The following is a 16,808-nucleotide window of genomic DNA, read 5'->3' as shown; positions in this document are numbered from 1 at the left end:
TATTATTTTTGCAACAGCCTATTTTTTATTTTGCGGCATAACGCTCATGGAAATATAATGTCTTAATTTTTTTATATAATTTTTGGCTAGAGAACTTAAATGAGTGTGCTTATTATATACATATCCGACACGGATTATTTCACTGCTTGCCAATGGGACAGATATTATATTGCTGCCATTTAAATCTTCACTTAATACACCGGTGGAGATGGTATATCCGTTAAGGCCGATCACGAGGTTGAATAATGTGGCTCTATCACTTACGCGGATACTTTTTTTGTGGGATATGGTACTATGTATTTCCTCAGAAAAATAAAATGAATTGTGTGTTCCTTGTTCAAAGGACAGACAGGGATAAGGTTCTAAATCAGAAAAGTTAATGCTTTTTTTGTGTGCAAGAGGATGGCGGGAACTCATAAAAATATAGGGGCTGGTTCGGAACAGTTCAATAAAGATTAAGTCGTTGTCATGGAGAATTTTATTTATCACCTGTTCATTAAAAGAACTAAGATAAATCACACCAATTTCACTGCGCATATCTTTTACATCGTCTAATATTTCATGTGTCTTTGTTTCACGCAGGGTAAATTCATATTCATCTTCGGCATAATCCCTGATTAAATTTACGAAAGCATTTACTGAGAAAGCATAGTGTTGTGTAGAAATTGCAAATAAACGACGAGACGGTTTTTTGTTAAGGTAATGTTTTTCTAACAGGTCTGTTTGTTCTAGTATCTGGCGGGCGTAGCTTAAGAAATTCTGTCCATCGGAAGAAAGTGATACGCCGCGGTTAGTACGAATAAATATTTCAATACCGAATTCTTGTTCTAATGATTTTACAGCGTTGGAAAGACTGGGCTGTGATATGAAAAGTTTTTGTGCTGCGGTACTTATGGAGCCGGAATTGACAATTTCTATTATATATTTTAGTTGCTGTAGAGTCATTATTACACCTCATTAGTATTTATGTTAAACGTATGTGGTAAAGTAATTTATTTCATTTTAATGAAACTATAAAATTATGAGAAATAATAAATTTATTTATGTATAAAAGATTTTTTTATAAAGAAAAACAATTGAAAAATTACGTTTGTAATTGTATTATTAAATTAATGGCATAATATTATTGTTTCATGAAAAAGGGGAGCGATTATGAACTTAAGAGTCCTTGTAGATAATAATACCATAATTGATCAATATTTTTTAGGTGAACCGGGAGTTTCTTATTACATAGAAGCTGATGGGAAAAAAATTCTTTTTGACGTAGGGTATAGTGATGTTTTTATGAAAAATGCTGCTAAAATGAAAATTGACTTAACCAGAATAAATGCTGTAGTTTTTTCTCATGGACACAATGATCATACCGGTGGAGTAAAATATTTTATTAGTTCTATTGCGAAAAAATTTAAACAGGAAGTCCGATTAATAGCTCATTGTGGTGTGTTTGAAGATAAATATGAAAAAGATGAGTCAATTGGAAGTTGTTTGAAAGCGCATGATTTAGAAAAGTATTTTACCCTTTCTTTGAAAAAAGGTCCGCAGTATATTACGAAAAATTTATTGTTTTTAGGGGAAATTGAGCGGATAAATAACTTTGAAAATAGCATTCCAATAGGAGTAGTGCAAAGTGATAATGGTATGAAACCTGATTTTGTTATGGATGATTCTGCTCTGGTGTATATGACAGATAAAGGCATGATAATTATTACTGGCTGTTCCCATTCTGGTATATGTAATATTATAACTTATGCCAAAAAGATATGCCATGAAAAGCGCATAAGGGCAATTATAGGAGGTCTTCATCTTTTGGATGCACCAAAGGAATTATTGAAGCATACTATAACTTTTATTAAAGAAAATAATGTTTTGGAAGTATATCCCTGTCATTGCACAGACCTAGCTGCCAAAATAGCATTGGCTGAAGATTTAACAATAAAAGATATTGGTGTGAATTCAATGATTAGTTATGAATAGTAATATAATTAATATCAAATATAATAGTTGTATTTTATGAATTAAATAACGGAAAAGTATAGGAGAATAATATGAACGCGGAAGAACAACGTTATAAATATTTAAAATTATTGTCGGAAAAATATCCGGCACGCCAATCGGTTTATGCGGAACTTATTCATTTGAATGGAGTTTTAAGCCTACCAAAGCCGACAGAGCATTTTATGAGCGATTTGCATGGGGAATATGAGTCTTTTTTTCATATATTGAATAATTGTTCAGGCGTTATAAAAGAAAAAGTGGAACGTGTTTTCTCTCGGAAAATGTCAAAAGAAGAAATGGCTGATTTTTGTACACTTATATATTATCCTAAGGAAAAATTATCGGCATTAAAAAAGAAAAATATGCTGACGCCAGAGTATTACAAAAAAACAATTCTGAACCTTCTGGATTTAGCGAAATTTATGTCATATAAGTATCAGCCTAGGGAAATAAATAAAACTATCCCCAAAGGATATGGTTCTATCATAGATGAACTTTTACGTGGTCGTCCTGATGCTGACTATGTACCACGGGTGTATAGAAAGAAAATGCTTGATACATTGATCAGTATTGGCAGTGGTAATGATTTCATATTTGCCTTTACGGTACTTATCAAAAGACTGGCTGTAGCGAGATTACATATAGTAGGTGATTTTTTTGATCGTGGTGGTCGTCCTGATGCTATCTTAAATATGCTTATGAAACACCATAGTGTAGATATCCAATGGGGCAATCACGATGTATTATGGATGGGAGCTGCTTGCGGCAGTGAAACATGTATTGCAGAAGTAGTGCGCATCAGTCTAAAATATAATAATATTGATGTTTTGGAACGTGGGTATGCTATTAGTGTAAGGCCATTGTTTATTTTTGCTGCCGGTCTTTATCCTGATGATACGCCTGAAGTGGCAGCGCAGAAAGCTATTTCTATAATATTATTTAAGGAAGAAGCTGCACTTATAAAACGAAATAAAGATTTTAATATGGATGCAAGAGTTTTGTTGGATAAAATTGATTATAAAAAAAAGGTATTGATTTTAGGTGGGAAGGAATATGAGCTTACTATTAAAGATTTTCCAACAATTGATTCGGCAGATCCTTTAAAAATATTGCCAGAAGAGGAACAAATTATAAGAAATCTGCGTTCTTCATTTATGGAAAGTCAGCAACTGCAGCGGCATATACAATTTTTATATCAAAAGGGAAGTTTATATAAATGTTATAATGGTAATTTATTATTTCATGGATGTGTACCGGTTGACAGCCAGGGTAGATTTAAGAATATAAGGATAGAAGGGAAAAATTATGCAGGGAAAACTTATCTTGACTATGTTGATCAAAAGATACGCCAGGCTTATTTTGGGGGAAAAGATAAATTTACTATAGATTTTATGTGGTATTTATGGTGTGGGATAAATTCTCCGGTATCTGGAAGAGAAATGAAGATTTTTGAACGCATTTATCTCAAGGATAAAAAAACATGGCAGGAACCATCTGACTATTATTTTTCCTATTATGATAAAGAATGGTTTTGTGAGCAGGTTTTGCAGGAGTTTGGGCTTGATCCTGTACATGGGCATATAATAAACGGGCATGTTCCCATAAAAGTAAAAGATGGCGAAAGTCCTATAAAAGCAGGGGGGAAAGCTATAGTTATTGATGGTGGCTTTTGCCGTGCATATCATAAAAAAACGGGAATTGCAGGATTTACCCTGGTTTCTAATTCCCGGGGACTGCGGTTGATTGAACATCGTGATTTTACTAATGTAAAAGCGGCAATAATGAATAATAAAGATATTGAATCTGTGTCCAAGTCTATTGAAGTGCAGAGCTATCAGACTACTATTGCCGATACAGATGAAGGCCGAAAAATTCAGGAGAAAATAAATGACTTGTATCATTTGATGCTGCTTTATAAAAATGGTATATTAAAACCAGTAGAGTAAAATTTAAGAACCAATTAAAAATAAATTTTATGATAGGAGGCAGTGGAATATTGATAAACTGGGCAATATTAGGAACAGGTGTAGTAGCCAATGAGATGGCACGGGCTTTAAAAAAAGCAGGTAAGCGTATTTATTCGATTGGGAATAGAACACATTCCAAGGCAGTAGCTTTTGCAGAGAAATATGGTATAGAAAAAGTATATGATGATTTCCATGCGATGTTTTATGACGAAAATGTAGATGTTATCTATATAACTACACCGCATAACACCCATATTAGTTTTTTGCGCGAGGCATTATCAGCGGGAAAACACGTACTTTGCGAAAAATCGATTACTCTTAATTCAGTGGAACTCAGAGAGGCAGTAAAAATAGCTGCCGAAAAAAAAGTAGTCTTGGCTGAGGCGATGACTATATATCATATGCCGCTTTATAAAAGATTGCTGGATATGTATGAAAACGGTGATTTTGGCAGAGTTAATCTTATCCAGCTCAACTTTGGCAGTTTTAAAGAATATAATATGAAAAATAGGTTTTTTAATAAGTCGCTGGCAGGAGGGGCAATCCTAGACATAGGAGTATATGCTCTTTCGCTGGCAAGGTTGTTCTTGACTTCCAAACCGGTAGATGTTTTGTCGCGGGTGGAATATGCGCCTACAGGCGTCGATGAAAAAGTCGGCATAGTAATGACTAATGAGCAAAAGGAACTGACAGTAATATCGTTATCGTTACATTCTAAACAGCCTAAACGGGCTGTAATATCCTGTGAAAGATGTTATATAGAAATAATGGAGTATCCTCGTTCCTGTGAAGCTGTTATAGTTGATGCGGTATCAGGGAAAAGAGATATTATAAGTTGTGGAGATAAGCAATGTGCTTTGCAGTATGAAATGGAAGATATGGAAAGAGCAATAAACGGTGATAAAAAAATTATGCATTTAGATGATACTATCGATGTTATGGCGTTAATGTCAAAAATGCGTGATGAATGGCAGATGTATTATCCCGAGGAATCGGATGGAAAAATTTTATAAGTAATAACTAATATTAGTTTAAACACAAAAAAGGAGCCATATGGCTCCTTTTTTGTGTTTAAAGATCATTCTTTTTTTACTTTATATAGAGCAGCGTACATCGTAGGCAGTACAAGTAGCGTTAAAATCGTTGCTACGAAAAGTCCGCTGGCAATGGCTACAGCCATTGGTCCCCAGAAAGAGCTGGTCATAAGCGGCATCATCCCAAGAATTGCTGCGGCAGCAGTCAGCATTATAGGACGAAATCTCAAGACAGCTGAGTCTATGATGGCATTCCATGGTGTTTCACCAGCAGCCATGTGTTTTTGTATTTGATCAATGAGAATGACAGAATTTCTTATGATCATACCACTCAATGCTAAAATACCTAATTGAGCAACGAATCCCATTGCTTTATCCAATAGAAGCATACCGAAAGTTACGCCAATTATGCCTAGAGGAGCGGTAAGCAGGGTAAGCATCATTAGTTTGCCGCTTCTCAGTTGTAGCATTAATAATGTCATTATGACGAATATCATTGCTGGGATAGGGACAAGTAAAAATTTTACAGCATTTTTACTGTCAGATAAAGCACCACCAGCCTGTATTGAATAGCCAAGCGGAAGAGTACTTCTAAGTTCCTTTGTAGCATCAAAAGCTTTTTTAGTTGCATCATTTGCTGTACCGGATTTTATATTAGCTTCTACAGTTATTGTTGGTTTTAAGTCACGTCGCCAGATTAATCCGTCTTCAGCATCATATTTTATCTTGGCAATTTGTCCTAAAGGTACATAACCTGCACTACCTAAATAAATAGGGAGATTTTTGAGCTCAGAAAGGTTTTTTCTGTCAGTATCTTTCAGGCGCAGGGCAATGTCGATAGTACGATCTTTATAATAATACTGAGCAGCAGTAGCACCGGAAATTTCTGTATAAAGTGACTGTGCTGCAGTCTGGCCGGAAACACCCATGGCACGCAGTTTATCCTGATCCAAAATGAGATGCATAATTTTGCTTTTTTCATTCCAATCGAAATGAATGTTTTCGTTATTTGGATCTTTGGCAATAATGGCGGCTGTTTTATTGGCAATTGTGCGTACTTTATCTTCATCATAGCCGGATACTCGTAGCATAATAGGATAATCAGCCGGTGGTCCTGTCTGAATGAATTTTATATTACTGCGTACGTTGGGAAAATTATCATTTAATTCTTTTTCGATTTGTTTAGTTAATTTTTTACGGGTATCAGGATCTTTAGCCACGACTACAAATTGACTGTAATTATCAAGTGGCAGTTGCGGATTAACTGTAAGGACAAAGCGTGGAGCACCTTCGCCTACGTAGTATGAGAAGTTTTTAATATCATTTTTTTGTGTATTTAAAAATGCAGCAAAGCGATTAGCTGTACTTTCCGAAGCTTTTAGGGAAGAACCATCAGGGAGCTGCATATCAATGAGTATTTCTGGACGTAGAGAAGGGGGGAAGAATTCCTGTTTGATAAATTTTATAGAAAAGATAGAAAGTGCGAACAAACATACAGTGGAACTTATAACTATTTTTTTATGCTGCAGGCACCATGTCAGTGTTTTACGGAAGATGTTATAGAATTTACTTTGATAAGGTTCTATTTTTTCTGTACCATCTTTTTTTACTTTAGTGCGGATAAAATAATAGCCTAAAAGAGGAGCAACCATGACGGAAACGATCCACGAAGTACATAGGGCAATACTTATTACTGGAAACAGGCTGTTACAGAATTCAGAAGCATCTCCTTTGGCGAAAGCTACGGGGATAAAGCCAGCACAGGTGATTAAGGTTCCTGTAAGCATAGGTTTGGCAGTGGCATTGAAAGCATAGCAGGCCGCTTTGAACCGATTTAAGCCTGCTTCCAATTTGACGCTCATCATTTCTACAGCTATTATGGCATCATCAACGAGTAATCCTAAGGCAATTATAAGTGAACCCAGGGAAACTTTTTGGAGATCTATGCCCAAAAGATACATCATGCAAAACACAGCAGCTAAAACTAGAGGAATACAACAAGCGACAACAAGACCAGCTCTGAGTCCCAGACTGAGAAAACTAACTGCCAGTATAATGATAATAGAATCCCTAAGTGTATCTATAAAGTCACTTATGGATTCTTTAACTACAGTAGGTTGATCAGATACCTGATGAATTTCCAGTCCCAGAGGCATGGATTTTTTTACTGTAGAGATCAATGAATTAAGGTCTGTTCCCAATGTTAAAATATTGCCGCCGGGTTTCATTGATACAGCGATACCAACAGCGGGTTTGCCATTAAAGAACATTTTGGGATCAGCGGGGTCACTATAGCCGTGAGTTACAGTGGCAATATCGCCCAGCCGGAAAATTTTGCTGTTGGCATTAATGGGAATATTTTTTATAGCATTAATATTGTCAAAGATACCAGTAAAACGCAGATAAACATTGTCAGATGAAGTTTCCAGCATGCCAGCTGGGGTTATTATGTTTTGTTTTTTCAGCGTGTTAGCAATCGTCTGGGGACTTATACCAAGTTCAGCTAATTTTTCATTTGATAGTTCAATATAAACTTTTTCCGTTTGTACGCCAAGCAGTTCAACTTTTTGCACATTGGGAATGTCAACGAGCATGCGACGAATCTTTTCTGCATGCTGGCGCAGTTCTTCATAAGAATAGCCATTCCCGGTAACTGCATAAATTGAGCCAAATACATCATCAAAACGGTCATTGTAAAAAGGGCCATATACACCACTGGGCAAGGCAGACTTTTCATCTTCGCATAAATTGCGTACTTCACGCCAAGTTGGACGGATTTTACTTTCATCCACATCTTGGCGTAGTATCACGTAAATAATGGAAGTCCCCGGACGGGAAGAACTTTTTAAATAATCTAGTCCCGGAGTATCCTGCAGTTTCTTTTCCAGTTTGTCTGTTACCTGTTCTTCCATTTGCTTAGCTGTTGCACCTGGCCAGTTTACAGTTACAACCATTTCTTTTATAGGAAATGCTGGATCTTCCATGCGCCCAAGCTTAAAATAGGAAAATATACCAGCTATGAAGATAACAATAATAAAATACCAGACAAGTGTTTTATTTTTTAAGGAGATTTCTGTAAGATTTTTCATACGGTATCACCTGAAGCGTTATCAAGACGGATTTTTTGTCCTTCATGCAGTTTTTGTACACCTGCTGTGACTACTACATCACCATCGGCTAGACCAGATGCCTTGACATTATTATTGTCAAAGGCAGTTACACTTATATTTTTTAATGATACGGTATTGTTGGTTTTATTGACGATCCACACTTGAGGTTTTTTTCCTGTTTGATAAATAGCAGAAAGGGGAAGGATATAAGATGACTGTCCCAAGGTATTTTCAGCAGTGCTGTTTAATACACTGGCAGTCATACCAAGCTTTAATCCTTTGGGTGGATTAGAAAGAGCTATTTTTATTAAATATGTACGGGCAACAGGATCAGCAATAGGAGATACTTCCCTTACAATACCATCAATAATGGAATTATTAAGAGCCCAGAAAGATACTTTTACATGTTTGCCTACGGGCATGTTCTGGATATCATTTTCAGGGACATTTATTTGTACTTCTAATTCATTGTTTTGAACTAAAGTCAATACTGTTTGTCCGGCAGAAATTACCTGTCCTGCTTCTGCTTTCACGGCTGAAATGACACCATTGGCATTGGCCCGCAGATTAGTATAGGAAAGGGCATTATGTTCCTGATATGCTTGGGCTATAGTCTGCTGATAATCAGCTAAAGCAGCTTCATAAGAGGTCTGGTATTGATCAAGAGCTGCTTTGGAAACGGCATCCTGGGAATATAGCTGTTTATAACGGTTATAATTTGCCTGAGCTAAGGATAGCTTAGAGTGAGCAGCTTCTACGGCAGCCTCACTTTGATTTACCTGCTGGATGATATCTTTGCTGTCTATTAACATTAGTACATCACCGGCATGAACTGTGTCACCTATTTGAACGTTACGCCGCAGAATTTTACCACTTACCTGGAATGATAAATTAGTTTCATAGCGACCATGCACTGTCCCAGCATATTTAGCAGTATTAAGATTATCAGCAGCTGAGATTTTTTGTGTTTTTACTAGAGGTGGTATATCAGCAGTTTTGTCATTTTTTCCACAGCCAGCAGTAAAAAGAATAGTAATTAAGCTTAAACATAAAAGTTTTATAATCCGATTTTGCATAAATGAGCCTCCTGAGTAACTTTTGCAAATACTTAAAACATATAGCTTGAAATATTTTGTTTGATTTCTTTGTTTGATAGCCAACTTATTTTTATCACAATATTTTTTATATTGTGAGTGTATTTAGTGTAATATTAAAATTAGTGAATTTTGGTACATCGTAATTATTTTATATTTCTGTAAGGAAACAAAATAACATATCTTATATTATATCACTTTTAAGCTTAAGAAGATAAATGAAGATAATATAAATATATTATACTAAAAAAAATATAGTTTATATATGAGCAATATTTTATTCTCATGATCACTTTCAGAAGATGAAAAGATTATGTTGATAAATTATATTTTTATGAAAGTTAATACCATTCATGTGATTGTTTTGTTTTATAAAATATTAATTATGTTTTTATAGTATAATTAAGGTAAAAACCTATATATATAGATATTTTTTTTCTACTATTTTTAAGCGTATGTTCAATAATATTGCTCCACTTAAAATGCCAGAAATAAGACCGATCCAATAGCCATAAGGTCCCATGTTAAAGTAGTTAGCTATTATCCAGCCTAAGGGTAAGCCAATTATCCAGTAGGATAATACAGCCAGATAGAAAGTAGTTTTTACATCTTTATAACCGCGTAATGTTCCTTGCAACGGGGCATTGATGCCATCGGAAACCTGCATGCAGACAGCATAGATTAAAAACACAGTTATTATTTCTTTTACGGCAGTATCATTAGTGTATAATGAAGCAATTTCTGCTCGAAAATTTATTAATATTGAAGCAAGAACAGCAGCAAAAATAAACGAAAAAATTCTTCCCATACGACTGTATGTTAATGCATCTGTATAACGTTTGGCACCTAATTCATAGCCAATGATAATTGTAAGGGTCATGCTTATACTAAGAGGTATCATATACACCATTGTAGTAAAATTCATTGCAGCCTGGTGAGCAGCAATGATGATAGTACCATAGCTTGTCATGAACAGACCTACTGCCCCAAAAATACTTTGTTCACAAAACATGGTGCAGCCAATAGGAATGCCAATGCTGAGCTGTTTTTTCCATTCATAGATAGATGGTTTGGGGAATTTGTTAAAAATGTTATATTGGCAGAAAGGTTTTATATGGGTGATTACAAGTATATTGAGTAATAAGTTGACATAATAGGTAATAGCTGAACCAACACCGGCGCCTATTCCCCCTAAAGCTGGGCAGCCCCAGTTGCCAAAAATAAAAAGGTAGTTTAGAAAAATGTTCACTGGAACGGTAACTACAGTTATTAGCATTGTAAGTTTAGTAAATCCCAGCGCATCAATAAAATTTCTGAGGACACCAGCTACAAATATTGGACATATGCCAAAAGCAATAGCTAAAAGATAGTGTGTGAATATATATTCTACATGTGAGGTTAAATGCAGATGAGGTATAATTGACGGAATAAAAATATATCCGGCTGATATAAAGATTAGTGATAGTAGTATTGCCCAGTAAAATCCCTGCTGTACAACAAATTTTATCATATTATAACGTTGTGCACCGAAAAAGTGCGCTATAGAGGGTGTAAGACCAGAAATAATGCCAAGACTGCTGCCAAAAAAAGGGAAAAATATATTAGAGCCAATAGCAACACCTGCCAGGTCCTGTTCACTTACGTGACCAGACATCACAGTATCAAAAAATCCAGTTGATATTATTGCCAGCTGGGTTATAAAAATAGGAAGTAATACAGAGAAAAATTGTATTGTTTTTTGCGAATAAGAGTGTGTTTGTTTCATGATACCTCCAGAAAATAAGAGGAAACAGGGCTGACGCAAGTTAATAGCTCCATGAAGATATATATTCCTCACTACTAAATTCGTGCTTTTTAGTGGGAAGATGGATATTTCTATGGATGAAAATGCTTGTATCTAAGAGCTGTATGACCTCTCTGAGAATTTTTGGTTTATGAATATATTACTGTATATGGGTTGGCTACAAAAATAATTTTGTCTGTTAAGTTTATGAATGTTGTTATTATTTTAATAATATTCTAGTGTAAGAAGATTAAATAGTTATTAATTCGATGATATCATAGCAAAAAAAATTTTACAATACATTCAAAAGTAAAAAAACCCACAATCGTGAGATTGTGGGTTTGCAATATGATATATGCATGATATTAACGTTTTGAAAATTGAGAAGCCTTGCGAGCTTTTTTCAAACCATATTTACGACGTTCTTTTTCACGGGGATCACGTGTCAAGAAACCAGCTTTTTTCAAAGACTTACGTAATTCACCATCAACTAATAACAAAGCTCGAGAAATACCATGACGAATTGCACCTGCTTGACCAGATGCACCGCCACCCTCAACTTTAGCTATTACATCATATTTTCCTTCAGTTTCAGTTAAAACAAGCGGTTGCTTTACAATCAATTCCAATGTTTTAAGGCCAAAATAATCATTCATATCCTGACCATTTATTTTTATGTTGCCTTCACCTGGAACCAAGCGAACTCTGGCAACCGAAGTTTTTCTACGGCCTGTACCATAATAAGTAACTAATGCCATTTAATATGTTCTCCCTTCCAGTTTATTAACGAATATTGAATGCAAGTGTTTCAGGTTTCTGTGCAGCATGAGGATGCTGTGCACCTGCATATACACTGAGTTTTCTATACATTTGAGCACCAAGACGATTTTTTGGAAGCATACCGCGAATAGCAGATTCCAAAACCTTAACAGGTTGTTTTTCCAACATTTGACCTGCTGGAGTAAATGTTGTACCACCTGGATACCCAGAATGGCGGAAATAAGTTTTCTTTATTAATTTTTTGCCGCTGAATACAACTTTTTCAGCATTTATTATAATAACAAAATCACCGGTATCAACATGCGGGGTGAAAGTCGGTTTATTTTTACCACGGAGAACTTTAGCAACTTCAGCAGCAAGACGACCTACTGTTTGTCCTTCAGCGTCCACGATGTACCATTTACGTTCAACATTTTGGCTGTTAGCCATGAATGTGGTTTTCATCAATATCTCCTTCCCTATAATGCGATTAACTAAAATAATTTATAAAATAATTATATAAAGCCTCATCGCGATTACCGGGGCTTTGGAAATCACAAGAGAAAACTTCATACTCGACTATTATAATAAAAGAAAGACATACAGTCAAGGATATTTTTTTCTTTATCGTAAATAATTAGTCAATCCAGCTGTGTCCAAATTGATTCAATAGTTCATCGGCTTGTTCTGGTCCGCTGGTGAAAGGTTCATACTTGAATACAGGGAGGTGTTCCCATTTATATAATTCATGTAGTTTATCAATAAAATTCCAGCTCAATTCTATTTGGTCCCATTGGCTGAACCACAATTTGTTGTTATTAATACAGGCTTTTATTAGTCTTTCATAAGCTTCTGGTGTATTTAAGCGTTTTACATATTCACTTTGTGAAAAATCCATTTTGGCCTGGATGATTTCATCAGTATCACCGGGTTTTTTTATATTGAATTGTAAATAAACACCCTCACTGGGCTGTATTTTTATAATCAAGATGTTTTGTGGGGCTTTTTCTAAAAATGAAGGACGAAATACTATGGCTAGTTTTATTTCTCTGCGATTAAGTTTTTTACCAGTTCTGATATAAAAGGGAGTTCCCCACCAACGTTCGTTGTCAATAAATAAACGAAGTGCGGCGTAAGTTTCTGTAGTAGAGTTTGGTTTGACCAGACGCTCTTGGTGATAGCCTTTATATTGGCCTAAGACTAATGTTTCGCGGATATTTTTTACCGGTCGCAATGCTCGTAAAATACGAATCTGGGCATCATGCATAGCTGTACTGGAGAGCTGTTCCGGCCATTCCATGGCTACAATTGACAATATTTGGAATAAATGATTCTGTACCATATCACGCAAGGCACCACTGGCATCGTAATATCCACCGCGTGATTCAATGCCCATATCTTCTGGAGCAGAGATCTGTACTGATTCTATATATCGCGAATTCCATAAATTAGAGAAAATAGGGTTACTGAAACGCAGTGTCTGAATATTGCGGATCATTTCCTTGCCTAAATAATGATCTATACGAAAAATATTTTCTGCTGAAAAAAACTTCTCTAGTTGTATATTGAGAAGTTTAGCTGAATCTAAATCTGCCCCAAATGGTTTTTCTAAAATAACTTTGCCATGGCAGGCATGAGAAACATTAGTTAATCCCTCAGCAATGGTACTGAAAAAACGCGGAGCAACAGCAAAGTAGAAAATATGCTGTGACAAGTCATGTCTTTTATAGTATTCATCAAGCTGGTCATAAGATGACAGATTAGTAAAATCCATTTTATAGTAAGTTATTCTCTGGGAAAAGTTTTTAAAATCTTTATCAGTATAAGGCAGTCGGGAAAATTTTTTTACCCAGTCCTGAGCTATAGAACAATATTTTTCCGTAGTATAATCACGACGGCCGATAATAATTATTTGACGGTCGGCAGCAGGGCCTTTAGTGGTATTCATATTATAAAGTGCAGGCAATAACTTGCGAAAGGTTAAATCTCCTGTTCCGCCAAATATTGTAAATGCTGAATTATTCATATTCATACCTCCTAATTTAATGCTATGCCGATCCCTTCAAAGATCGGGACTTTGTCAATAATATTTTCTATAAAACCAGTATTTTTATTTATCTGCATGCTAAGCAGATCATTAGATAAGCGATTAACTACTAACAGATAGCAGCCATCAGGACTGAGCATAAAATCACGGGGATGATCTCCGCCGCATGATTTTTGCTGAATGACTATAGGCGTATTTTTTTCTATGGAAAATACGGTTAAAAGATTGCTGCCACGGGTTGATATATAGATATATAGTTCATCTTTTGATAAGCGAATAGCGGCAGAAGCACTATTTTTAATAGCTGTTTCTGGTAAAAAAGATACAATATCAGTTAAAAGCCAGTTGTTTTCTATGGTTAGTGTATAATGGAATAGTTGATTGCTGAGTTCACTTACAAGATACATATGGGTATTGTTTTTACTGAACACACAATGACGCGGTCCAGTTCCTTTAGGAAGAGTAATGCTTTTATATAATTTAAAATCATTTGTAATGTCATAGATATTGACACAGTCAAGATTAAGGCAGGGAACAAAGATAAAATTATCACAAAAAGCTACTTGATGGCAGCCTGCTTCATGGCCCATTTCCAGTCGTTTTACCAAATGAAGGTTTTCATTTATTATTTTATAAATTAAAACAACTCCGTCATGATAATTAGCAGTATAGACCATATTATCATAAAAGCCAGTAAAACATGGTGTGCTGTTTTCTGTAAAATTTTCGGATAAAGTATTTCCGTTGTGATTGAGTAACACTATACCGGCTTTTCCGGATATTTCTTTGGTGGCAATAATGAATTTGCCAGCTAAAGTAATGCATTTTCCTCCTCGGGTTTTATAAAATAAAGCAGGAGAAGATAATTTTCCGGTTGCGTCATCAAACTTGAATTTATAAACTCCATGACTGTTTGCTGAATCATATGTTCCGATGTAGCCGATATGTTCCATAATAAACATCCTTTCAAAATGGTAACTGTGTAGATTGATATAAAATACTCATGTGTTAATAATATAATTAAAGCGCATTTTAAGATGGAAAATTATTTGAATAATAAATTATAGCAGTTTTTATTACTAAGATAATAGTATAGTATCTTAGTAATAAAAGCAAATAAAAGCTGTAGTATTGTAAAAAAATACTACAGCTTTTATACAAAGTCAATCAATCCATTGTCTTAGTCGCTTTTAAACGGGCTATAGCGCGTTCTAATGCTGCACGGGCGCGAAAAGAGTCTATATCTTGATGTGCATCAGGAGCTTTTTTAAAAGCATCAAGTCGTTCCTTAGCTCTGTCATAGGCTTTTTTAGCTCGATTTACATCTATATTTATGGGTAATTCTGCCGCGGAAGCTAAAATAGTAATTTTAGCAGGGTTTACTTCCATAAAACCACCTGCAATAGCAATTAATTCTTCATTGTCATCTTTTTTTATATGCATAGCATGGGGAACAAGTCCAGTCAATAAGGGAGCATGTTTGGGTAATATACCCAGCTCCCCGCCTGTAGATCGGACTATTGCCATGTTAATGTCTTCAGAATAGACTATTTTATCTGGAGAAACAATTTCCAATTTGACGGTTGCCATGGATTATCCCTCCTGCTTAGCTTTTTTTGCTGCCTCTACAACTTCATCGATGCCACCGACCATATAGAAAGCACTTTCTGGTAAATCATCATATTTACCGGAAAGAATTTCTTTGAAACCACGGATGGTTTCTTTTAACGGAACATATTTTCCCGGTGTACCAGTAAATTGTTCGGCTACGGCAAATGGCTGGCTCAGAAATCTTTGGATTTTACGCGCCCTGGTAACAGTAAGCTTATCTTCATCAGATAATTCTTCCATACCCAGTATAGCAATAATATCCTGTAATTCTTTGTATTTTTGTAGAACTTCTTGTACGCCGCGGGCAACTTCATAATGTTCTTGACCAATGACATTAGGATCAAGAATACGTGAAGTTGAATCGAGTGGATCAACAGCCGGATAAATACCAAGGTCAGATATTTGACGGGAAAGTACTGTTGTAGCATCAAGATGGGCAAACGTAGCCGCAGGAGCCGGGTCTGTTAAATCATCTGCCGGAACATATACTGCCTGAACAGAAGTTATAGATCCTTTTTTTGTAGAAGTGATGCGTTCCTGTAATGCACCAACATCTGTAGCTAGTGTAGGCTGATAGCCAACGGCTGAAGGCATACGCCCCAGTAATGCGGAAACTTCTGAACCTGCCTGAATGAAACGGAAGATATTATCAATGAATAGTAATACATCCTGATTTTGTACATCGCGGAAATATTCTGCCATGGTTAGTCCGGTAAGTGCTACACGCATACGAGCTCCAGGTGGTTCATTCATTTGGCCGTATACTAATGCCGTTTTATTTATAACACCTGATTCTGTCATTTCCGACCAAAGGTCATTACCTTCACGGGTACGTTCACCAACACCGGAAAAAACAGAATAGCCGCCATGCTGTGTAGCAATGTTATGAATTAGTTCCATTATTAGGACGGTTTTACCAACACCGGCACCGCCAAACAGTCCAATTTTACCGCCACGGGCATAAGGGGCAATCAAATCAACAACTTTTATACCTGTTTCTAAAATTTGAGTAGAAGTTTCCTGTTCGTCAAATTTTGGTGCAGTACGATGAATAGGCCAAAATTCCTTGTTCCCAACCGGTTTGGGATTATGGTCAACAGTTTTTCCTAATACGTTGAATACGCGACCCAAAGTTTCTTCACCTACAGGAACTTTTATGGGAGAGCCCGTGTCAACAGCCTCCATTCCACGAGTCAATCCATCAGTAGAACTCATGGCTATACACCGGGTGATACCATCACCCAGATGCTGCATTACTTCTACAGTAAGATCAATATCAATATCACCAGACTTACCCGTTATTGTTATTGCATTTAGAATTGCTGGCAATTCCTCAGCGGGAAACTCAATATCTACGACAGGTCCTATGACCTGTACAATTTTACCTTTAGCCAATGATTAAAAACCT

The 16,808-nt window shown here is 35.9% G+C and carries 13 protein-coding genes; 3 read left to right on the top strand and 10 right to left on the bottom strand.

All coding sequences use genetic code 11. The features are described from left to right. Positions 1-18 precede the first annotated feature (18 nt). The gene (locus I6760_RS03585; RefSeq protein ID WP_196593128.1) at positions 19-945 is read right to left on the bottom strand and encodes a LysR family transcriptional regulator; all 927 of its coding nucleotides are present in this window, start codon (positions 943-945) and stop codon (positions 19-21) included. Between the two features lie 207 nt (positions 946-1,152). Here I6760_RS03585 and I6760_RS03580 point away from each other — a divergent pair, with 207 nt between their 5' ends. The 3 genes from I6760_RS03580 to I6760_RS03570 all read left to right on the top strand — a co-directional run bounded on the left by I6760_RS03580 (position 1,153) and on the right by I6760_RS03570 (position 4,975). Then, positions 1,153-1,974 (top strand): MBL fold metallo-hydrolase, encoded by an 822-nt coding sequence (locus I6760_RS03580; protein WP_196593127.1) that lies wholly within the window; start codon positions 1,153-1,155, stop codon positions 1,972-1,974. Positions 1,975-2,045: 71 nt separating this feature from the next. Then, a complete protein-coding gene (locus I6760_RS03575; protein WP_196593126.1) occupies positions 2,046-3,941 on the top strand; it encodes a fructose-1,6-bisphosphatase in 1,896 nt (631 codons plus the stop codon). A 29-nt stretch (positions 3,942-3,970) separates the two neighbouring features. Continuing rightward, complete coding sequence (locus I6760_RS03570; protein ID WP_196593125.1) at positions 3,971-4,975, top strand: Gfo/Idh/MocA family protein; 1,005 nt, start codon at positions 3,971-3,973, stop codon at positions 4,973-4,975. Between the two features lie 65 nt (positions 4,976-5,040). Here the strand turns inward: I6760_RS03570 and I6760_RS03565 are convergent, their stop codons facing one another. From I6760_RS03565 to atpD, 9 genes are all read right to left on the bottom strand, one after another. Continuing rightward, positions 5,041-8,085 carry an efflux RND transporter permease subunit gene (locus tag I6760_RS03565; RefSeq protein WP_196593124.1) on the bottom strand — a complete coding sequence of 1,015 codons (3,045 nt, stop codon included), beginning with the start codon at positions 8,083-8,085 and terminating at the stop codon, positions 5,041-5,043. Then, a complete protein-coding gene (locus tag I6760_RS03560; protein ID WP_196593123.1) occupies positions 8,082-9,182 on the bottom strand; it encodes an efflux RND transporter periplasmic adaptor subunit in 1,101 nt (366 codons plus the stop codon). The genes I6760_RS03565 and I6760_RS03560 overlap by 4 nt, the downstream gene beginning before the upstream one ends. A gap of 433 nt (positions 9,183-9,615) precedes the next feature. Further along, positions 9,616-10,965, bottom strand: coding sequence for an MATE family efflux transporter (locus tag I6760_RS03555; RefSeq protein ID WP_196593122.1), 1,350 nt, complete (start codon positions 10,963-10,965; stop codon positions 9,616-9,618). A gap of 383 nt (positions 10,966-11,348) precedes the next feature. Beyond that, positions 11,349-11,741 carry a 30S ribosomal protein S9 gene (gene rpsI, locus I6760_RS03550; RefSeq protein ID WP_196593121.1) on the bottom strand — a complete coding sequence of 131 codons (393 nt, stop codon included), beginning with the start codon at positions 11,739-11,741 and terminating at the stop codon, positions 11,349-11,351. Positions 11,742-11,766: 25 nt separating this feature from the next. Next, on the bottom strand, positions 11,767-12,207 hold the full coding sequence (rplM, locus tag I6760_RS03545; RefSeq protein WP_196593120.1) for a 50S ribosomal protein L13: 441 nt from the start codon (positions 12,205-12,207) through the stop codon (positions 11,767-11,769). Between the two features lie 172 nt (positions 12,208-12,379). Beyond that, positions 12,380-13,768 (bottom strand): glucose-6-phosphate dehydrogenase, encoded by a 1,389-nt coding sequence (gene zwf, locus I6760_RS03540; RefSeq protein ID WP_231036073.1) that lies wholly within the window; start codon positions 13,766-13,768, stop codon positions 12,380-12,382. An 11-nt stretch (positions 13,769-13,779) separates the two neighbouring features. Then, positions 13,780-14,742 (bottom strand): lactonase family protein, encoded by a 963-nt coding sequence (locus I6760_RS03535; protein ID WP_196593118.1) that lies wholly within the window; start codon positions 14,740-14,742, stop codon positions 13,780-13,782. A 214-nt stretch (positions 14,743-14,956) separates the two neighbouring features. After that, positions 14,957-15,379 (bottom strand): F0F1 ATP synthase subunit epsilon, encoded by a 423-nt coding sequence (locus I6760_RS03530; RefSeq protein WP_196593117.1) that lies wholly within the window; start codon positions 15,377-15,379, stop codon positions 14,957-14,959. Positions 15,380-15,382: 3 nt separating this feature from the next. Then, the gene (atpD, locus tag I6760_RS03525; protein ID WP_196593116.1) at positions 15,383-16,795 is read right to left on the bottom strand and encodes a F0F1 ATP synthase subunit beta; all 1,413 of its coding nucleotides are present in this window, start codon (positions 16,793-16,795) and stop codon (positions 15,383-15,385) included. Positions 16,796-16,808 lie beyond the last annotated feature (13 nt).

It is taken from the genome of Pectinatus sottacetonis (assembly GCF_015732155.1).
Lineage (GTDB): Bacteria > Bacillota > Negativicutes > Selenomonadales > Selenomonadaceae > Pectinatus > Pectinatus sottacetonis.
The sequence above is the reverse complement of the archived record's forward strand: the minus strand, read 5'-3'. Positions and strand labels throughout refer to the sequence as shown.